Annotated in this window: 20 protein-coding genes; 16 read left to right on the top strand and 4 right to left on the bottom strand. The window is 54.9% G+C overall.

Annotated elements, in window-relative coordinates; all coding sequences use genetic code 11:
- Nucleotides 1–51: 51 nt before the first annotated feature.
- Nucleotides 52–744, top strand: coding sequence for a 16S rRNA pseudouridine(516) synthase RsuA (rsuA, locus tag AACS18_RS13890; RefSeq protein WP_005359501.1), 693 nt, complete (start codon nucleotides 52–54; stop codon nucleotides 742–744).
- 16 nt (nucleotides 745–760) lie between these two features.
- Here rsuA and AACS18_RS13885 read toward each other — a convergent pair whose 3' ends face one another.
- Entirely contained in the window at nucleotides 761–1,660 is a 900-nt protein-coding gene (locus AACS18_RS13885) for a DMT family transporter (RefSeq protein WP_108614399.1), read from the bottom strand.
- Between the two features lie 156 nt (nucleotides 1,661–1,816).
- Here AACS18_RS13885 and AACS18_RS13880 point away from each other — a divergent pair, with 156 nt between their 5' ends.
- On the top strand, nucleotides 1,817–3,454 hold the full coding sequence (locus tag AACS18_RS13880) for a peptide ABC transporter substrate-binding protein (RefSeq protein ID WP_181363450.1): 1,638 nt from the start codon (nucleotides 1,817–1,819) through the stop codon (nucleotides 3,452–3,454).
- Nucleotides 3,455–3,464: 10 nt separating this feature from the next.
- On the top strand, nucleotides 3,465–4,007 hold the full coding sequence (yfcE, locus tag AACS18_RS13875) for a phosphodiesterase (protein ID WP_100646290.1): 543 nt from the start codon (nucleotides 3,465–3,467) through the stop codon (nucleotides 4,005–4,007).
- Between the two features lie 36 nt (nucleotides 4,008–4,043).
- Here yfcE and AACS18_RS13870 read toward each other — a convergent pair whose 3' ends face one another.
- From AACS18_RS13870 to flgA, 3 genes are all read right to left on the bottom strand, one after another.
- Nucleotides 4,044–4,460, bottom strand: coding sequence for a flagella synthesis protein FlgN (locus AACS18_RS13870; RefSeq protein ID WP_181363449.1), 417 nt, complete (start codon nucleotides 4,458–4,460; stop codon nucleotides 4,044–4,046).
- On the bottom strand, nucleotides 4,457–4,777 hold the full coding sequence (flgM, locus tag AACS18_RS13865) for a flagellar biosynthesis anti-sigma factor FlgM (protein WP_005334177.1): 321 nt from the start codon (nucleotides 4,775–4,777) through the stop codon (nucleotides 4,457–4,459). Before flgM ends, AACS18_RS13870 begins: the two co-directional genes overlap by 4 nt.
- Nucleotides 4,778–4,868: 91 nt before the next feature.
- A complete protein-coding gene (gene flgA, locus AACS18_RS13860; RefSeq protein ID WP_076492058.1) occupies nucleotides 4,869–5,552 on the bottom strand; it encodes a flagellar basal body P-ring formation chaperone FlgA in 684 nt (227 codons plus the stop codon).
- Between the two features lie 144 nt (nucleotides 5,553–5,696).
- On the opposite strand from flgA, the gene AACS18_RS13855 reads away from it, so the two are divergent.
- The 13 genes from AACS18_RS13855 to flgL all read left to right on the top strand — a co-directional run bounded on the left by AACS18_RS13855 (nucleotide 5,697) and on the right by flgL (nucleotide 18,492).
- The gene (locus AACS18_RS13855) at nucleotides 5,697–6,608 is read left to right on the top strand and encodes a chemotaxis protein CheV (protein ID WP_005334174.1); all 912 of its coding nucleotides are present in this window, start codon (nucleotides 5,697–5,699) and stop codon (nucleotides 6,606–6,608) included.
- Nucleotides 6,609–6,625: 17 nt separating this feature from the next.
- A complete protein-coding gene (locus AACS18_RS13850; RefSeq protein ID WP_005350656.1) occupies nucleotides 6,626–7,450 on the top strand; it encodes a CheR family methyltransferase in 825 nt (274 codons plus the stop codon).
- A gap of 295 nt (nucleotides 7,451–7,745) precedes the next feature.
- Complete coding sequence (flgB, locus tag AACS18_RS13845; protein WP_108614397.1) at nucleotides 7,746–8,144, top strand: flagellar basal body rod protein FlgB; 399 nt, start codon at nucleotides 7,746–7,748, stop codon at nucleotides 8,142–8,144.
- Entirely contained in the window at nucleotides 8,144–8,563 is a 420-nt protein-coding gene (flgC, locus tag AACS18_RS13840) for a flagellar basal body rod protein FlgC (RefSeq protein WP_005350658.1), read from the top strand. The genes flgB and flgC overlap by 1 nt, the downstream gene beginning before the upstream one ends.
- 15 nt (nucleotides 8,564–8,578) lie before the next feature.
- Nucleotides 8,579–9,319, top strand: coding sequence for a flagellar hook assembly protein FlgD (locus tag AACS18_RS13835; RefSeq protein WP_042052947.1), 741 nt, complete (start codon nucleotides 8,579–8,581; stop codon nucleotides 9,317–9,319).
- Nucleotides 9,320–9,329: 10 nt separating this feature from the next.
- A complete protein-coding gene (gene flgE / locus AACS18_RS13830) occupies nucleotides 9,330–10,667 on the top strand; it encodes a flagellar hook protein FlgE (RefSeq protein WP_021231059.1) in 1,338 nt (445 codons plus the stop codon).
- A 145-nt stretch (nucleotides 10,668–10,812) separates the two neighbouring features.
- Nucleotides 10,813–11,559, top strand: a complete 747-nt coding sequence (gene flgF / locus AACS18_RS13825; protein ID WP_005334159.1) for a flagellar basal-body rod protein FlgF — start codon at nucleotides 10,813–10,815, stop codon at nucleotides 11,557–11,559.
- Between the two features lie 15 nt (nucleotides 11,560–11,574).
- A complete protein-coding gene (gene flgG, locus AACS18_RS13820) occupies nucleotides 11,575–12,363 on the top strand; it encodes a flagellar basal-body rod protein FlgG (protein WP_108614396.1) in 789 nt (262 codons plus the stop codon).
- A 14-nt stretch (nucleotides 12,364–12,377) separates the two neighbouring features.
- Nucleotides 12,378–13,049 carry a flagellar basal body L-ring protein FlgH gene (gene flgH, locus AACS18_RS13815; RefSeq protein ID WP_042080192.1) on the top strand — a complete coding sequence of 224 codons (672 nt, stop codon included), beginning with the start codon at nucleotides 12,378–12,380 and terminating at the stop codon, nucleotides 13,047–13,049.
- A gap of 8 nt (nucleotides 13,050–13,057) precedes the next feature.
- Complete coding sequence (locus tag AACS18_RS13810; RefSeq protein ID WP_005350664.1) at nucleotides 13,058–14,155, top strand: flagellar basal body P-ring protein FlgI; 1,098 nt, start codon at nucleotides 13,058–13,060, stop codon at nucleotides 14,153–14,155.
- Nucleotides 14,156–14,198: 43 nt separating this feature from the next.
- Nucleotides 14,199–15,272 (top strand): flagellar assembly peptidoglycan hydrolase FlgJ, encoded by a 1,074-nt coding sequence (gene flgJ, locus AACS18_RS13805; protein ID WP_108614395.1) that lies wholly within the window; start codon nucleotides 14,199–14,201, stop codon nucleotides 15,270–15,272.
- Between the two features lie 3 nt (nucleotides 15,273–15,275).
- Nucleotides 15,276–17,279 (top strand): FlgK family flagellar hook-associated protein, encoded by a 2,004-nt coding sequence (locus AACS18_RS13800; RefSeq protein WP_108614394.1) that lies wholly within the window; start codon nucleotides 15,276–15,278, stop codon nucleotides 17,277–17,279.
- A gap of 4 nt (nucleotides 17,280–17,283) precedes the next feature.
- Nucleotides 17,284–18,492, top strand: a complete 1,209-nt coding sequence (gene flgL / locus AACS18_RS13795) for a flagellar hook-associated protein FlgL (protein WP_108614393.1) — start codon at nucleotides 17,284–17,286, stop codon at nucleotides 18,490–18,492.
- Nucleotides 18,493–18,579: the final 87 nt, after the last annotated feature.

Below are 18,579 nucleotides of genomic sequence, written 5' to 3'. Positions count from 1 at the left end.
CCCCGCCCGATATAATGACGCCCCTTTACTTGTTGGACTCCGAGGTTGTGAATGCGGCTTGATAAATTTCTGTGCGATTGTTCCGATTTGACCCGCTCGCTGGCAGGCAAACTGATCCGTCAGGGCGAGGTCATGGTGGATGGCATTGTGGTCAAGCAGCCCGCCTTTCATATCAATGAGCAGAGCCAGATCGAGTTTGACGGCGTGCTGCTGACGCTGGAGCAGCGCAACCGCTATTTCATGCTGCACAAGCCGGAAGGGTATGTCTGCTCCAACGAGGATCCGGATCACCCGACTGTCTTCTTCCTGATGGATGAACCGGCGATGGGCAAGCTGCATGTAGTGGGGCGCCTCGACCTCGATACCACGGGTCTGGTGCTGGTGACCGACGACGGTCAATGGTCCCACCGCATCACCTCGCCGCGCCACGAGTGTGCCAAGACCTATCACGTCTGGCTGGCCGATCCGGTAAGCCCGGATGCAATCGAGCTGTTCGCCGAAGGGGTCTACCTGCGTAACGAGACCGATAAAACCCGTCCTGCCCAGCTGGAAATTCTCGGCGAGTGCGAGGCCCGCCTGACCATTCACGAAGGCAAGTACCATCAGGTCAAGCGGATGTTTGCCTCCATCGGCAACAAGGTCGTTGGCTTGCATCGCGAGCGGGTGGGTGGCCTGACGCTGGATGAAGAGTTGGCACCCGGTGAATATCGTGAGCTGACCGCAGAGGAGATTGCCCTGTTCTGATCAGGGGGGACGGGTGTCAGTGAGTGCTGAAACCCAGCACCAGCGCGGTGCCCAGGGTGGCAATCAGTGCACCCGCCCAAGCGGCAATGGATGGCCGCTCCCCCGAGTGCCACCACAACAGAGGCAGCAGCAGTACCGGCGTGGTGGAGGAGAGAATGGCCACCATGCCCACCTCGCCCTGCCGCAGCGCCATCAGGATCAGCGTCATCCCCAGCCCCATCGCCAGAAAACCGTTGGTGGCAATCATGGCGAGGATCTGGCGATTGACCGGTTTGAGCGGCATGGCCAGCGGCAAGCGCCCCAGCCGCAGGACGCAGTGGGCCAGCAGGGCACTGCCCATCCGGATACCCGATGCACTCACTGCATCCACCTCACCACTCATCATCACTGGCTTGGCGATGATGGCTCCCACGCTTTGACACAGTGCCGCTGTCAGGCCAAGGCCAATTCCCAGCGCCAGATTGCCACGGATCTGCTCCCACTCGTTGCTGTTACTGCGTCTGCCAAACAGGATCGCCAGCATCACGCCGGCAAAGACCAGCACGGCCCCCAGCAGTCGCCAGCCGGTCAGCTGTTCATTAAAGAGCCAGAGCCCAAGCAGGGCGGAAAACAGCGCATGGCAGGAGAAGAGCAGGGCACTGCGCCTTGGCCCCAGCCGGTTCATGCAGGCAAACAGCGCGGTATCGCCCACGAAGATGCCGACCAGCCCCGAGATGGCGAGCAGGGGCAGGGCGCTTGCGGTGAGGGATTGCCAGCCACCGGTGAGCAGACTCATGGTGCCGAGCATCAGGCTGACCAGAAACATGCGCCAGCGGCTGTAGGCAAATGCGCCGAGATGACGGGCCGGTTTGACCGAAATTAGCGCTGCAACTGCCCATAAACTGGCCGACGCGAGGGCCAGCCACTCATAACCCATAAAAACTCCTGAAAAAATTAACCCGAAAGACTCCATCTCCCGGGCAAGCCCGATACAATACGGGGCGTTTTCGGGGATAACAAGAGCGGCATCAGGCATTCATCAGGCGCGCCGTCGGCCTTCCCCTCCTGCAGTGGTGTTATTCGAGGTTTTGTCATGAGGTATGGTTTCTTCCCCAAGCTGGCGCAACGCTGGCTCTCCCCGCTATTGCTTGCCGTGCTGGCAGGGCCCCTGGCCCATGCCACCACCGTTGAGCAGCAGCCTCTGCTTGCCGATCGGCAAACCCTGGTCAAGGGCAACGGTGCCGAGCCGGAGTCGCTGGATCCTGCTCTGGTGCGCTCCGGTTTTCCGGGGGAGGCCGTGCTGGTCGATCTGTTTGAAGGGCTGGTCAGCGAAGATGGTCAGGGGCATATCGTTCCTGCTCAGGCCCAGCGCTGGGAGGTGAGTGACGATGGGCTGGAGTGGCGATTCTTCCTGCGCCCTCAACTGAAATGGTCCAATGGCGAGCCGCTGGTGGCCGCTGATTTTGTCTATGCATGGCGCCGTCTGCTCGATCCGGCCATCAACTCCCCTTCTGCTGGATTGCTGCTGGCGACGGGGATCAACAATGCGCAATCCATCTATGCCGGTGCGCTGGAGCTCGGCAATCTGGGCATTGAAGCGCAAAGCGATCAGATCCTGAAAATCACTCTGGAGCGGCCGGCTCCCTATTTCCTGCAGCTCATCAGTCAGCGCCCCTTTGTGCCAATCAATCAGAAGGCGATAGCCAAGTTTGGCAAACAGTGGACCGAGCCTGGCAAGCTGGTGAGCAATGGGGCGTACCGGCTGACAAGCTGGACGCCGAACGAGCTGATCGAAGCCGAGCGCAATATCCACTACTGGGATGACCTTCACAGCCGTATCGGACGGGTCACCTATCTGCCTATCACCTCGCAACATGCCGAACGGCTGCGCTATGAGGCTGGTGAAATCCAGCTCACCAACAAGGTCTCCCTCGGCTATTACCAGAAGATGAAGCGCGAATCTCCGGAGCGGCTCTGGGGCTTGCCGCTGTTTGGCACCTATCTCTATGCGTTCAATCTGAAGCGCCCCGAACTGCAGGATGTGCGGGTGCGTCAGGCGCTCTCCATGGCGGTTGATCGACAGTTGCTCATTGAATCGGTGAGCGGGCAGGATGAACAGGCGGCATGGTCGCTGTTGCCGGAGATGCCGGGTTACCCCCGGGTGATATTGCCTGTGGCGTTTGAAGATATGCCGACCCGCCAGGCCAAAGCGGCAGCGTTGTTGTCAGCGGCCGGGTATAACAGTGCCAATCCACTCAAGCTGAGCATTACCTACAACAGCGCAGAAACCCACAAGCAGATGGCGATGGCCATTGCTGCCATGTGGCAGAAGTTGGGGGTGCAGGTCACCCTCAACAGTCTGGAGTGGGGCGCCTATCAGGTGGCCAAGGATAGCGGTGATTTCCAGGTGGCCAGAAGCTTCCTGTTTGGCGATTACGTGGAGCCGTCTGCCATGCTGGGCAGCTTCCGTTGTCAGGACCTGCGCAACGAGAGCGGCTACTGCAATCCCGACTTTGATCTGCTGCTGGAGCAGGCAGCCAATACGCTGGACAGCGCGAGCCGGGTTGAGCTCTACCGGCATGCCGAACAGTTGCTGCTTGAGGAGGCGCCGATCCTCCCCGTGTATCATTACAATCAGATGAGACTGGTCGATCCCGCGCTGCGAGGACTGCCCAGCCAGAATTTGAAAGGGACGATTGCCACCAAGGATCTCTACTTCAGCCCGCAGTGAGGAGCATTTCATGAAACTTGCCATCATTTCCGACATCCACGGCAGCATCATTGCGCTGGAGCGGGTGCTGACCCAACTTGAGCCCTGGCAGCCGGATCACTACCTGCTGCTCGGCGATCTGCTCAACCATGGCCCGCGCAATCCTCTGCCGGAGGGATATAATCCGGCCGCCGTGGCTGATCGGCTCAACGAGCTGGCACCGCAGATCATCGCGGTGCGGGGCAATTGTGATTCCGAAGTGGATCAGATGCTGTTGCGCTTTCCCATCACAGCCCCCTACAACCAGTTGCTGATTGATGAGCGGCGCTGGTTTGTCAGCCATGGCCATCTTTATCGCCCGGACGAGGTTCAGCTTCCGGCGGGTAGTCTGTTCCTGAGCGGCCACACCCATGTGCCGGTGCTGGAGTGGCAGGGGGAGCGGGTATTGATGAACCCGGGGTCGATCTGTTTCCCGCGCGGCGAGTTGCCTGCCAGTTACGGGAGCTATGAGGACGGGGTACTGCGCGTCAATGCGTGTGAGGACGGGCGAGAGTTGTTGCGACTGGTGCTTTAAAACGGAGTGCAAAAATGCAAGGCCTGATAAGAGATGTCAGGCCTTGATACCGTAGGAGCGGGTGCCAGAGCGAGTGTTACCCTTGGCGTCATAGGTCAGGCTGTTGCGATCGCGCAGCTGACTCAGAAAGGTTGCCAGACGACGGTTTGAGACGATGCTCAATTCAAGCAAGCGACCGTTGATATCATTTTGTGCCTGGCAGGCATCCAGTTTTGCACGAAGCTGCACCATCTCGTCGGGATAGGCTGCCAGCTGCAGTGCCAGTTCCGGCATCTCTGCGAGGGTCTTGTCCAGCGTTTCTATCGCAGCAAGCAACTGCTGTTTGCGCTCGGTCAGTGCGGGCAGGGCCAGTGCCTGATGCTGTTCGAGCAAGCTGAACTCCTCTTCCAGAATGCCTTGCATCTGGCTGAGGTAATCATCTTGGGTGTGCAGTAACGAAGGTAAATCCATCATCCCAGAACTTTGTCCAGATTGGCCTCGAAACTGAACATCTTCTTGGCCACAGCGTCGCTGTTAACCTGATATTCGCCACTAGCGACGGCTTTTTTCAGCCGTTCGACCTTGCTCTCATTGCCGGTCGAGGCGGTATTGAGGTTTTGTTGCATCTTTTGCAATTGTTGCGCCTCACTGGTCAAGGAGACGGAGTCCAGCTTGACAGTAGCCGCTTTGTTTTCGGGCGATGAGGTGACTGACTTGCTGCCTGTCCCCTGGCTATTAGCGGTATTTTGCAACCGATTATTCGCCAAGTTGTTGATATTGTTGATGGCCATTTTAGTTACCTTCGTCTGCTTTAAGGTTTGCTTACCTGTTTATCGGTGCGGCAGATCAAAACTTTAGAAAAAAGTTGTCAAGGATCCGGATTTAAAAAGTGACCGATACGGCACCTACCGCACTGACTTTACCCTCAACGGTTTTGCCGGAGCGAATATTGACGAGTTTGATGATCTCTCCGAAGCTGCCATCTTGCAAGGCTCGGGCCATGGTTTTGATCTGGAAGTTGCTGTTTTCTGCCGTCAGGGTGACCTGATCCCCTTTGCACACTACACAAACCTGGCTTAAGCGGATGGGTTGCCCCGGTTTTAGCTCCCGCTTGCTGCGTACTCCGACAAGAGGGGCTGTGTCAGTCAGGTAGTCGCCGCGGATGAGGGTCTGATCTTGATAGGCCAACACCAGTTGGCTTTCACTTAGCAGGTCCCCCTTGGCGATGGGGTTGGTCACAGTGACATAGGGCTTTTGAATGCTGACCCGTACCGGGAGATAGACGTCCCAGGGCCTCTCTTCCTCACATTTAAGGTAAACTGTTGTATTACGGCGAATTTCCATTTTTGCTGGTAAGCTGATAGTGAGCAGATCTTCGCAGCGGGTCAGTGGGAGCCGTTTATCCAGCGTGGCAGAGGTGACCTCGGCTCTGGCATCCAACGGAATATCCAGCTGGCTGTAAACGAACTCTTGTGCCTTTTCTTGAAGATAAGTAGTGACGTCCGAGGCGTAGCTGGAAGATATGCTGCCAAAAAAGAGGCTGATGAGTAAAAGTCGGTTAATCATTTTCGCTCGTTGGTCGATAAGTTGTTCACGCATATCACCATATTTAACTATGATTGCTTCAGAATCTTTTCGTTGTCACATCGATAGTCTGACGCAATCCATCACGCATGCATGATTAATGCCAAGCGTTTTTAGGGAGTGTTTATGGCCAGTATCCTGGACTCGGTCAACCAACGTACCCAGCTAGTGGGGCAAAACCGGCTGGAGTTGTTGTTGTTTCGTCTCAATGGACGTCAAAGATTTGGCATCAACGTATTCAAAGTGCGTGAAGTGTTGCAGTGTCCCCCCTTGACCGTGATGCCAAAATTGAACTCCTGCATTCGTGGGGTGGCTCATATTCGTGGCCAGACTATCTCGGTCATCGACCTCAGCATGGCGGTTGGTAAACGCCCGATTGATGATCTGAGCAAATGCTTCATTATCATCTCCGAGTACAACCGCTCTATTCAGGGCTTTTTGGTGCATTCGGTCGAGCGCATCATCAATATGAATTGGGAATCCATCCTGCCTCCGCCCAAAGGTGCGGGTCGCATCAACTACATGACAGCCGTGACTGAAGTCGATGGCGAGTTGGTCGAAATCCTTGATGTTGAACGGATATTGAACGAAATTTCGCCGGTTGCAACGGATGTGAGTGAGGAGTTGGTTCAGGCCAGTGTCGACCACCCGACTCTGGGGCGTCCTGTTCTTGTTGCGGATGACTCCTCAGTGGCACGCAAACAGGTGCAACGTGCGCTTGAGGCCATCGGTGTCGAGTGTGTGTTGGCAAAAGATGGCCGCGAAGCATTGAACATGCTGCTGGAAATGACCAAAAATGGTCCTATCAAGGATCAGGTTGCGCTGGTTATTTCGGATATCGAAATGCCGGAAATGGATGGCTATACCTTCACTGCCGAGATCCGGAATAATCCCAATCTCAAGGATTTGCATGTTATTCTGCATACCTCGCTCAGTGGAGTATTCAACCAGGCAATGGTGCAGAAAGTTGGTGCGAACAATTTTATCGCCAAGTTCCAGCCTGATGAATTGGCCAAGGCCGTACAAAACGCACTTTAATAAAGAAGAACAGCTGCATGAAGACACTTTCGGACGACTTATACAAACAGTTCAGCAACTTTCTGGCGGTACAGAGCGGAATTGTGCTGGGGGATAACAAACAGTATCTGGTGAAGAGCCGTCTTTCACCTTTGATGGCTCAGTTTGGCATCGAGAGTCTGTCTGATCTGGTTACCCGTGCAATGAGTGTGCGAGAGCGTGACCTGAAAATGGCCGTGGTGGATGCCATGACGACCAACGAGACCCTCTGGTTTCGTGATACCTATCCGTTTCAGCTTCTTACTGACAAGATTTTCCCCGAGTTGGGGAAAAGTGGCCGACCCATCAAGATCTGGTCTGCCGCATCTTCGTCAGGTCAGGAACCCTATTCCATTGCCATGACGGCACTGGAGCAGCAGATGAAAAAGCCGGGGACCTTGCCTGGTGGCGTGCAGATTGTCGGGACGGATATTTCGACGACCATGCTCAATCAGTGTAAGGAAGGCGTTTACGATAGCCTTGCTCTGGCGCGCGGTTTGTCACCGGAGCGCAAGAAGATGTTTTTTGAGCCCTACGGTGACAACAAGATGCGGGTTGCCGAGCGAGTCAGAAAATTGACCACCTTCCGGCCACTCAACTTGTTGGAGAGTTATAGTCTGCTCGGCAAGTTCGACATTATTTTTTGCCGTAACGTGCTCATCTATTTTGCGCCGGAAGTGAAGTCGAAGATCCTCAACCAGTTTGCTGCCAGTCTCAACCCCGGTGGATATCTGATGTTGGGAGCGTCGGAGTCACTGGCCGGGTTGACCGATCGGTTCGAGATGATCCGCTGTAATCCGGGGATTGTCTACAAGGTCAAATAGGCTTGATGGCCTTGATATTCGGGGTCTGCCGAATATTGCCAGTTCATGCAAAGAGGGAAGCTATGAGCTTCCCTCTTTCTTTATCTACAGCTCAGTCTTTCTATTTACCTACCATATCTCGCCACTGCAAAAGTGGTTGAAGCCTTAAGGTGGCCAAATGATGCCGTCTGACTCAAGGCACGAGATGCTCCTGCCGTTTTCGGTTTGCAATGTGCTCATACCCAAACCATCGATCTGAGAGATTTGCTTATGGCACACCTCTTGCAAACAAAATAAACCAAGCAGGAGGTGTGCTATGGCTCTTTCATTTGACAAGGCATTCGGTGTGCATCAACACACCATAAGCGTTCGCGCCAAGCGTGCTGAGGTGCTTTCCAGCAATATTGCCAACGCAGATACCCCGGGCTTCAAAGCTAGGGACATCAATTTTGCTCAGGCATTGCAGGAGGCCCAGTCGCATCAGGGGTTTGGTTTGGCAACGACCAGCGAAAAGCACTTTGCCTTGAATATGGACGCCTCAGGTACCGTGCAATATCGCAACCCGCTGCAACCGGATACCGGTGACGGCAATACAGTCGATGTGCAGCAGGAGCGCAGCGAATTTCTGCGCAATAGCCTCGAGTATCAAACCTCCCTTGAATTTATGAATAGCAAGATCAGTGGCCTGCTCAAGGCCCTGAAAGGAGAGCAGTGATGAGTTTGTTCAAGGTCTTTGACATAGCAGGCTCGGCTATGAGCGCACAGTCAGTGCGCCTCAACACGGTTGCCAGCAACATGGCCAACGCGGACAGCGTCAGCTCCAGTGTGGAAAATACTTACCACGCCAGGCGGCCAGTCTTTGCCGCCCAGCTCGATCAGGCGATGTCTGACAAGCAGGGCTCGGTCGGAGTTGAGGTGAAGGGGATTGTCGAGAGCAAGGCGCCACTGCTCAAGGAGTACAACCCCAACCACCCGATGGCGGATAAAGACGGTTTTATCTTCAAGCCAAACGTCAACATGGTTGAAGAGATGGCCGACATGATCAACGCCTCGCGCAGCTACCAGACCAACGTACAGGTTGCAGATTCGGCCAAGAAGATGCTGCAGCAGACGCTCCAGCTTGGCAAATCCTGATAGGAGGGATGCAGCATGGTCGATACAACAAATAATGTGAACGGCATCAGCCGTACCACGACCCAGACGACAGGCAGCACAACGGCGCCGAAGAAAGAGCTGGATCAGGCTTCATTTATGAAGCTGCTGACCATGCAACTGTCGTATCAGGACCCCTTCAAGCCGGTCGACAATGCCCAGATGCTCTCACAGATGGCCTCCATGTCTACGTCGGAGGGGATCAGTAGTCTGTCTACCCAGATGGGGAAACTCAATGACCAGATGATTTCCAGTCAAGCCCTGCAAGCATCCTCTTTGGTAGGTCAAAATGTGCTACTGCCAAGCAATATAAGCTATTTAGACAAAGAGGGGCCACTATCAGCAGTCGTAGCGGTTGGTACTACTAATAAATATGCGAATATCAAAATCACTATCGAAGACGAAAAAGGACAAGTTATCAAAGAGTTTCCTCTGGAAGGAGAGCAAAAAGGTAACGTAGAAGTTGCTTGGGATGGTACAGACAAGGCTGGTAACCGAGTTTCTGCAGGCAAGTATGTCGTCAAAGCCAGCGGTACTCTTGATGGCAAGTCGGAAAATATTGCTGCATACGCTTATGCCAAAGTGGATAGCGTTGCCTTGGGCAATGCCACCAACCCGACACGCCTCAACTTGAGAGGGCTTGGGAGCGAATATCTGAACAATATTCTGCAAATTTCGGGAACCAATTCAAATCCGACGGTTACACCGTCAAAAACCACGTCGACAGCATCGATCTAAGGAGCTGGATATGTCATTTAACAATGCCTTGAGCGGTGTCAACGCGGCACAAAAAGACTTGAACGTCACCGCCAACAACATTGCCAACGTTAACACCATGGGCTTTAAAGAGTCCCGTGCCGAGTTTGCGGATGTCTACGCCAACTCCATTTTTGTCAATGCCAAGACTCAGGTCGGTAACGGTGTGGCGACCGGTGCGGTTGCCCAGCAGTTCCACCAGGGGGCGCTGCAATTTACCAATAACGCGCTGGACCTGGCGATTCAGGGGAATGGATTCTTTGTGACCTCCGATGGCCTGACCAACTTGGATCGCACCTATACCCGTGCCGGCGCCTTCAAGCTCAATGAAAATAGCTATATGGTCAACAATCAGGGCCATTACCTGCAAGGCTATGAAATTAATCCTGATGGTACGCCCAAGGCCGTCAGTATTAATGCGACTAAGCCGATTCAAATACCTGATAGGGCTGGTGAGCCTAAAATGACTTCATTGGTGGAGGCAAGTTTTAACTTGAGTATCGATAGTAAAACAAAGCCTACTTTACCCGCTAATTTTGATCGCACTAACTCGTCAACATATGCTCATTCAACATCTGTAACTATTTATGATTCCCTTGGTGCTCCCCATACAATCACCAAGTATTTTGTCCGCCATGAAGATCCGGCCAATGCGGGGCAGCCTTTGAACCCGGGAACTTGGAGTATGTTCATGTATGAAGGAGACAAGCCTATAAATATTAATGGTGGTACGGCGAGTCCAGGTGCAGGTATTCCCACAGGTCTGCAGATGACATTTACTCCTTCGGGTAAACTGGATACAACAATACCGGTTGCGCCTATCAAGACTGTTGCGTTGGGCAATGGCGCCGGTGGAGCAGGGATTATCAACAATGGTGCAGATCCGACTCAGACGTTGGAAATTCGTCTTGGGACTGTTACCCAATACAACTCACCTTTTGAAGTCAACAAATTGACTCAGGATGGTGCGACAGTGGGCCGTCTAACAAAGGTTGAAATTACGCCGGACGGTGTTGTTTCTGCCACGTACAGTAATGCTACGACGTTAAAAGTGGCTATGGTTGCGCTGGCCAAGTTTGCGAACTCGCAAGGATTGACTCAGGTTGGTGATACATCCTGGCGGCAGTCCCTGCTCTCAGGGGATGCATTGCCTGGTACTCCTAACTCAGGTACGTTTGGTAGTATAAAATCTTCAGCGCTGGAGCAGTCCAACGTGGATTTGACATCCGAGCTGGTGGACCTGATCACGGCCCAGCGTAACTTCCAGGCCAACTCCCGTTCTCTGGAGGTCAACAGTTCGCTGCAGCAGACCATCCTGCAGATCCGTTAATCGCGCAATACATGATAATGAGAGGGGGCTTGGCCCCCTTCTCTGTTTCTGTCGCATTCCCATCCTCCTTATCCCCCCATATTTCTGCTGTTGGCACTCTAATTGCATTTCTCCTGTCAGAGTCATCTGTTTGACGGAGAATTCCATGGATCACCTGCTTTATATCGCCATGTCCGGGGCCAAAGAGACCATGAACAGCCTGGCTGTTCGGGGCAACAACCTCGCCAATGCCAATACCACCGGCTTCAAGTCCGATTTTGAGCAGGCCAGAAGCATGCAGGCGTTCGGAGAGGGCTTGCCAAGCCGGGTCTTTGCCATGGCTGAGCGCCCAGGTCAGAACCTGCAGCATGGCATGCTGATGACCACCGGACGGGATCTGGACGTGGCGGTAGATGGTCCTGGCTGGATTGCCGTGCAGGATCCCAAGGGCGGTGAAGCCTATACCCGCATGGGGAATTTGCAGGTCAATGCGACCGGCAACTTGCAGACCTCGACCGGTCTGAATGTGGTGGATGACGGCGGTCAGCCAATCGTGTTGCCGATGCCGATGGAGAAACTCGAGATCAATCGGGATGGCACCATCAGCGGCCGTCCTGAGGGGGCTGCCGCCAACTTGCCGGAAGATTTTCAGCGGATCAAGCTGGTCAACCCGGCCGCCGATGCGGTGGAGAAGGGGCAAGATGGTCTGTTTCGCCGCAAAGATGGCCAGAATGAACCCGCCTCTGCCAACGTTGGCCTGATTGCCGGCTCCCTTGAGGGGAGCAACGTCAATGTGGTGGATGAGATGACCAACCTGATCCGGCTGCAACGCCAGTTCGAAACTCAGGTCAAAATTATGAAGACGGCCGAAGAGAATGATGAAGCTCAAACCCAACTGCTGCGAATCAGCTAATCAAGGAGTTACACTATGAATCCTGCACTCTGGATCAGCAAGACCGGGTTGGATGCACAGCAGACCAATATTTCGGTCACCTCGAACAACCTGGCGAACGCCAGCACCGTGGGCTTCAAAAAGTCACGGGCCATCTTTGAAGATCTGCTTTATCAAAACATCAATCAGCCCGGTGGCCGCTCCTCTGCCGATACCGAGCTCCCCTCCGGCCTGATGTTGGGGGCGGGTGCCAAGGTGGTGGCGACCCAGAAAAACCACAGCCAGGGCAACGTACAAACCACTGACAACTCGCTCGATTTGATGATCAGTGGTCGTGGCTACTTTGAAATTCAGCTGCCGGATGGCAGTGCAGCCTATACCCGCAACGGTCAGTTCACCCTCAACGATGAAGGGACCATAGTGACCCCGGGTAATGGCTACCCGCTGCAACCGGAAATCCAGATCCCGGAAAACGCCCAGAGCGTTACGGTGGGTGAAGATGGCCAGGTCTCGGTGCAGCTCAAGGGCGATGGCGTGTCTCAGGTTGTCGGTCAGATCAACATCTCCGACTTCGTCAACGCCAGCGGCTTGCAGCCGATGGGGGAGAACATGTTTGTCGAGACCCAGTCCAGCGGTGCTGCCGCTCAGGGGACTGCCGGTGCCGATGGCTTGGGGGTGATCAAGCAGGGGATGCTGGAGACCTCCAACGTCAACGTGACCGAAGAGTTGGTAAACCTCATTCAGGCTCAGCGGGTCTACGAGATGAACTCCAAGGTGCTCTCCGCCGTGGACGGCATGATGTCCTTCCTGATCCAGCGTACTTAATTAGGAGGTGCATGATGAAAGCCGTATGGATGCTGGGATTGTTGGTGCTGGGAGGGTGTAGCAGCACTCCTAATACGCCCAAGCCTGATGATCCCGAGTTTTCCCCCGTCTACGGGGAGTCGGAGCCGGTGTCGGTGCGACCGACAGGGGCGATTTTCCAGCCGGATCAGGTCAATGGCATCTATTCGGATATCAAGGCACACAAGGTAGGCGACATCATTACCATCGAGTTGGCGGAGTCGACCTCCGCCTCGAAAAAGGCCAATACCCAGAGTGGCAAGAATAACAAGTTCAATCTGGACCCGGTCAAGTTGGGTGGCGTGCCCGTGACCGCCAGCCCCTATGATCTCTCAGCCTCCATTGCTCAAGACAGCGCGTTCAAGGGCCAGGCCAAGGCGGATCAGAGCAACAGCCTGCAGGGCAATATTTCGGTCAGCGTGGCCAAGGTACTGCCCAACGGCAATCTGGTGGTGCGCGGCGAGAAGTGGATCATGCTTAATAATGGCAATGAATATATCCGGATCACCGGCCTTATTCGCCCGGAGGATGTGACGTCTGACAACAGCGTTTCGTCCCAGAAAGTGGCTAATGCCCGCATTTACTACGGTGGTACCGGCGATCTGGCCAATAGCCAGGAGCAAGGGTGGCTTACCAGCTTTTTCAATGGTCCCTGGTGGCCGCTCTAGGAGATGTTATGAAGTCACTCCGTCTTGTCACTCTGCTTTGCTGTCTGCTGCCCTTGGGTGTGGCCAATGCGGCCCGGATCAAGGACATCAGCTCGGTTGAAGGGGTGCGTAACAACCAGCTGATTGGTTACGGTCTGGTGGTGGGGTTGCCCGGCACTGGCGAGAAGAACAACGCCTTCACCGAGCAGACCTTCCGTACCATGCTCAACAACTTTGGCATCAAGGTGCCGGACAACATCAAGCCCAAGATCAAGGATGTGGCTCCGGTGGCGATCCATGCCGACCTGCCCCCCTTCTCCAAGCCGGGCCAGACCATCGACGTGACGGTATCTGCCATTGGCGAGGCCAAGAGCCTGCGGGGCGGCACCCTGTTGCAAAGCTTCCTGAAAGGGCTCGATGGCCGGGTTTATGCGGTTGCCCAAGGCAGTCTGGTGGTTGGTGGTTTGGGGGCCGAGGGGGCTGATGGTTCCAAGGTAGTGATCAATACCCCGACCGTCGGTCGGATTGCCAACGGTGCGACCGTGGAGCGGGAGGTGCCCAACTCCTTCAGTCAGGGGGACACCATCACCTTCAACCTTAACCGACCCGACTTTACTACTGCGCGCCGTCTGGCCGATGTGGTCAACGATCTGGTGGGGCCCAATACCGCTCAGGCGCTCGATGCTACCTCGGTCAAGGTCTATGCCCCGCGGGATCCGGGTCAGCGCGTTTCCTATCTCGCCACCATCGAGAATCTGGAGGTGGATCCGGCCAACGAGGCGGCCAAGATCATCGTCAACTCCCGCACCGGCACCATAGTGATCGGCAGTCAAGTCAAGCTCAAACCGGCGGCCATCAGCCATGGCGGGTTGACGGTGACCATCGCCGAAAACCAGCAGGTCTCCCAGCCCAACCCGCTGGCGGGAGGAGAGACGACGGTGACCAACAACTCGACCATCAATGTCCAGCAGGAGCCGGGGCGGATGTTCAAGTTTGATACCGGTGCGACCCTGGACGATCTGGTCCGGGCGGTCAATCAGGTCGGGGTCGCCCCCGGTGATTTGATGGCCATCCTTGAGGCGCTGCAGCAGGCAGGCGCCATCGAGGGGCAACTGGTCATATTGTAACAAGCGGCAAGTGGTTGCCACGGGTGGCAATGAGGTAAGCAAAATGGCGGAGTTTGACAGCAACAGCGGCATGAATCTCGGGATGGTACAGGACATCAAGAACCTGGATCGTCTGCGCCAGATGAGCCAAAGCAAAGAGGGGCAGGCCGAAGCGCTCAAGAGTGCGTCACGCCAGTTCGAGTCAATCTTTACCCAGATGCTGTTTCAGAGCATGCGTCAGGCCAACGGGGTGTTGACTCAGGACAACCCGATGAACAGCAGCTATACCCAGTTCTATGAAGGGATGCTGGATGAGCAGCGGGTTGCCGACATGTCCAGCAAGGGCGGGCTGGGATTGGCTGATATGGTGGCCAAGCAGCTCTCTCCCGAGACCTTTACCCATCAGGATGGACGGGTGCTCAAGATGCCGCAGCGCACCGAAAGGACCTACAAACCCTATCAGCCACCCACGGCGGCTGCCGATGATTTGATCGCGGTATCAAAAGTTGGCAAAGATTTTGCTGAAAAAGAGATGGTCGAGGGGGCAAAGGAGAGTCACACACTCACTATGCCCCGTCGACCGCACCGCAGCATTCCGCCCATGGGGCGCATGGCCAGCGAAGAGGGCAGTGCCACCGGTAGTGGGGGCAAGGAGTTCGATACGCCGGAAGAGTTTGTCAATCGCCTGATGCCGCTGGCCAAGAAAGCGGCCGACAAACTGGGGTTAAGCCCGGCGGTACTGGTCGCCCAGGCGGCACTGGAGAGCGGTTGGGGCAAGCGGGTGATCAAGGATGGCGAGGGGCAGGTGACCCATAACCTGTTTGGCATCAAGGCCGATCCGCGCTGGGAAGGGCCAAAGGCTGTGGTCAGCACGCTCGAGTATGAGCAAGGCGTCGCCTCCCGCCAGAAAGCGGCATTTCGCTCCTATGAGTCGTTTGAAGAGAGCTTCAACGACTACGTGGACTTCCTCACTTCCGGTTCTCGCTACAAGGGAGCCCTGGCGAAGGTGGATAGTCCTGATCGCTACTTTGAGGCGCTGCAACAGGCGGGTTATGCCACCGACCCGCACTACGCCAGAAAATTGAAACAGGTATTGCGCAGTGACGCCATTGCCCAATACAACGAGATGGAGCTGTAACGTATGGCAAGCGACCTGCTTGGGATTGGTTCATCGGGCGTGCTGGCACAGCAACGCCTGCTGCAGACCACCAGTAACAACATAGTTAACGTCAATAGCCAGGGCTATGTGCGTGAGCGTACGCTGGTGTATACCAATACCATCGGTCTGGGGACCGGTGACATCAAGACCGAGCGGGTAATCAACGACTATATGCAGGGGGAGGTGCGCCGTGATACCTCCGCCTATCATGCCTCCCTGACCCATTATGAACAGCTGGCTGGCGTTGACAGCTTGCTTGGGGATACCAGCAACAGCGTGGGGGCGGCCATCACCTCCTACTTCAAGTCATTTCACTCTGCCAATGAATCGCCTGCCGAGATTGGTGGGCGCAAGGTGGTGATGACGGAGTTGAGTGGCATGGTCAACCGTTTTCATACCCTCTCGGCGCAGCTCGACAAGCAGAGCGATACCCTCAACACCCGCATTGAAGATGAAACCAAGCAGGTCAACAGCCTGCTCACCAGCATCAATGATCTTAATCAGGCCATCATCCGCACCCAGGGGTCACCCGAAGAGAACCTGATGCTGTTTGATCAGCGGGATGAGGCGATCCGCCAGCTGTCGGAGAAGATGGATATTCGCACCGTAGCCCAACCCAACGGCAGCATGCTGGTCAATATGAGCACCGGCCATTCGCTGATCCTCGATGGGGGCGTTGCCCAGTTCAAGGTGATTGCAGGAGATCCTGACTCCTGGGATCAGGAGCTGCAGCTGACCCTGGGGGCGAACAAGGCAACCATCGATCACGATACGTTTGGTGGTGCCATGGGGGGGCTGTTCAAGGCGCGTACCGACCTTGAGCCGACCAAGCGCGAACTGGGGCAGCTGGCCGTGGCGATGGCGGATGCGATGAACCAGCAGAACCGCCTCGGGATGGATCTGGATAACGAGATTGGCGGTGATATCTTCACCCTGCCTACCAGCAAGGGCTTACCCTACGGCAATAACACGGGGACGGTCGGGGCGAATGTCAGCTTCGTGCCGGGCAAGGGGACATCAGTGACTCCGTTTGATTACGAAGTGCAATTTAGCAGTGCTACCGGTTATGAGGTGTTCTCGCTCGACAAGTCTGGCAATCGTACCTTGATCACAGCGGGGGCTACCCCACCAACAACCTTTGAGCTGACTGGGCACGGGATCTCGATCGATCTCACCGGCACGCCGGCTGCGGGTGACAAACTGTTGCTGCAACCCACCAAAAGTGCGGCCGCCGGTCTGGGTCAGCTGATCACCCGGCCGGAAGATTTGGCCCTGGCCTCTCCGCTTAAAGCGGAAAAGACCACCAATAATGGCGGCGGGGCGGATATCAAACTGGGTGGCGTATTCAATACAGGTGCGGGGTCAGGTTTTGGTACCAATAGTCTGAGCCCGACAGCGCCTCAGGTGGTCAAAATCGATGGCAGTGGTAACTATCAGGTGTTTCAAGCCGATGGCACTACCTTGATTGGCACGGCCCCCGCGAGCAGCAAGGGGCAAAACCTGATGTCGGCTATCGTTAACCCTTTCCCCGCCGGAGCTGCAGTCTATGCCAACCCGAAACAGGCCCCCGGCTACGAGTTCAGTATCACCGGCACGGTGGATGCTGCTGACAGCTTCAAGCTCAGTTACAACAGCAATGGCTTTGCCGATAACAGCAATGGCCTGGTTCTGGCCGAGCTGCAAAACAAGGATCTGGTGCGGAAGAGCACCAATGGCGGGACGACCAACGACAAGATGACCTTCAATCAGGCCTATTCCGGGTTGGTGATGGAAGTGGGTAACAATACCAGTCAGGCAAAAACGTTGCTCAAGGCCAATGAGTCCAAGCTTATCCAGAGTACCGGCATCTTTGAAAGCGTGTCAGGGGTCAATCTGGAGGAGGAGGCGGCCAATCTGATCCGCTTCCAGCAATCCTATGCGGCATCGGCGCAAATCGTCAGCACGGCCAAAACCATTTTCGATACACTGCTCTCTTCCGTGAGGTAACGTCATGCGCATCACCACCAACATGATCTACGACCGGAATATCTATTCCCTCAACAGTGCCAACGAGCGGTTGAATACTGCCTATCAACAGCTGCAAACCGGCAATAAATTTCAGACTGCCGGCGAAGATCCTGCGGGGATGAGCCAGAAGATGGCACTGACCAAGGAGATTGACCTGTTCAAGCAGTACAGTGTCAATGGCAGCTTGCTGGAAAACAGCCTGGGGCATGAGGAGACGGTATTAACGTCGATTAACAATGCGATGCTTAGTGCCCAGACTCTGATCCAGAAGTCAAATAATGGCGCTATCAGCATGGATGATCGCAAGGCCATCGCCAGCGAGCTGGAAGGGTTGCAGCAGCAGATGTTTGACCTGATGAATAGCAAAAACTCCTCGGGTGAATTTATATTCGGCGGCAATCAGAGCAAGACCCAGCCATATATAAAAGACGCTAACGGAAAATATATTTATCAGGGAGACCCTGGTCAGCGAAATATTCAGGTCTCACCCACAGTACAAATTGCTGCCAATGATTCCGGGCAGGATCTGTTTGAAATCGTGGCGACCAGAAGAACTGCCAGTGCAACCACTGCAAATATCAAGGTCGGGGTCGGCGATCAGGGTAACTTTGATAATTTCTATAAGTCCAATTATAACTCGGCACTGCCCAGCAACACCTATACCGTATCAACCACCATCGGTCCGCCTGATACCTATGATATCAAGGATGCCGGTGGTACTACCCTGCAAACGGGTAACTACACTGCTGGCACCAAGATCCCCTTCAATGGTCTGGAGTTGACCCTTGATTTGCCTGCAGGTGGTGCGGCTCAGCAGTTTGACCTTAATCCACCGAAGAATGACAACATATTGAATGGTATGTCGGATTTTATTACCGCTTTGCGTGACCCCGCTATTACCGCTGACAACTTTGCGCTGGAAGTAGCCGATGCTACCGTCCATATGAAAAATGCTCGCCTGAATATCGATCATGGGTTGGGGGAGTTGGGTGGCAGGATGAATAGTCTCGAGGCAGTCACGGATTCTAACGAGGGGTTGAGTACCCTCAACGCCGAGGCGAGAGCCAAGGTATCGGAAGCGGATCTCTATGAAGTGATTTCCGCGCTGTCAAAAGAGGATGCGGCATTGAGTGCCTCGCAACTCTCTTTCAGCAAAATAAGCCGTCTGACGCTATTTGACTATATTCGCTAATAAATAAGGGGCCCTTTGGGGCCTTTTCTTTTATCTAGGTTTTGTAGATTGGTTCAGTGTCATCTCCTGCCAATTGTAACAAGCTGT

Source organism: Aeromonas sp. HMWF015, from assembly GCF_963878965.1.
Taxonomy (GTDB): Bacteria; Pseudomonadota; Gammaproteobacteria; order Enterobacterales; family Aeromonadaceae; genus Aeromonas; species Aeromonas veronii.
Note: the sequence above shows the minus strand (reverse complement) of the source record. Positions and strands in the feature narration are given on the sequence as shown.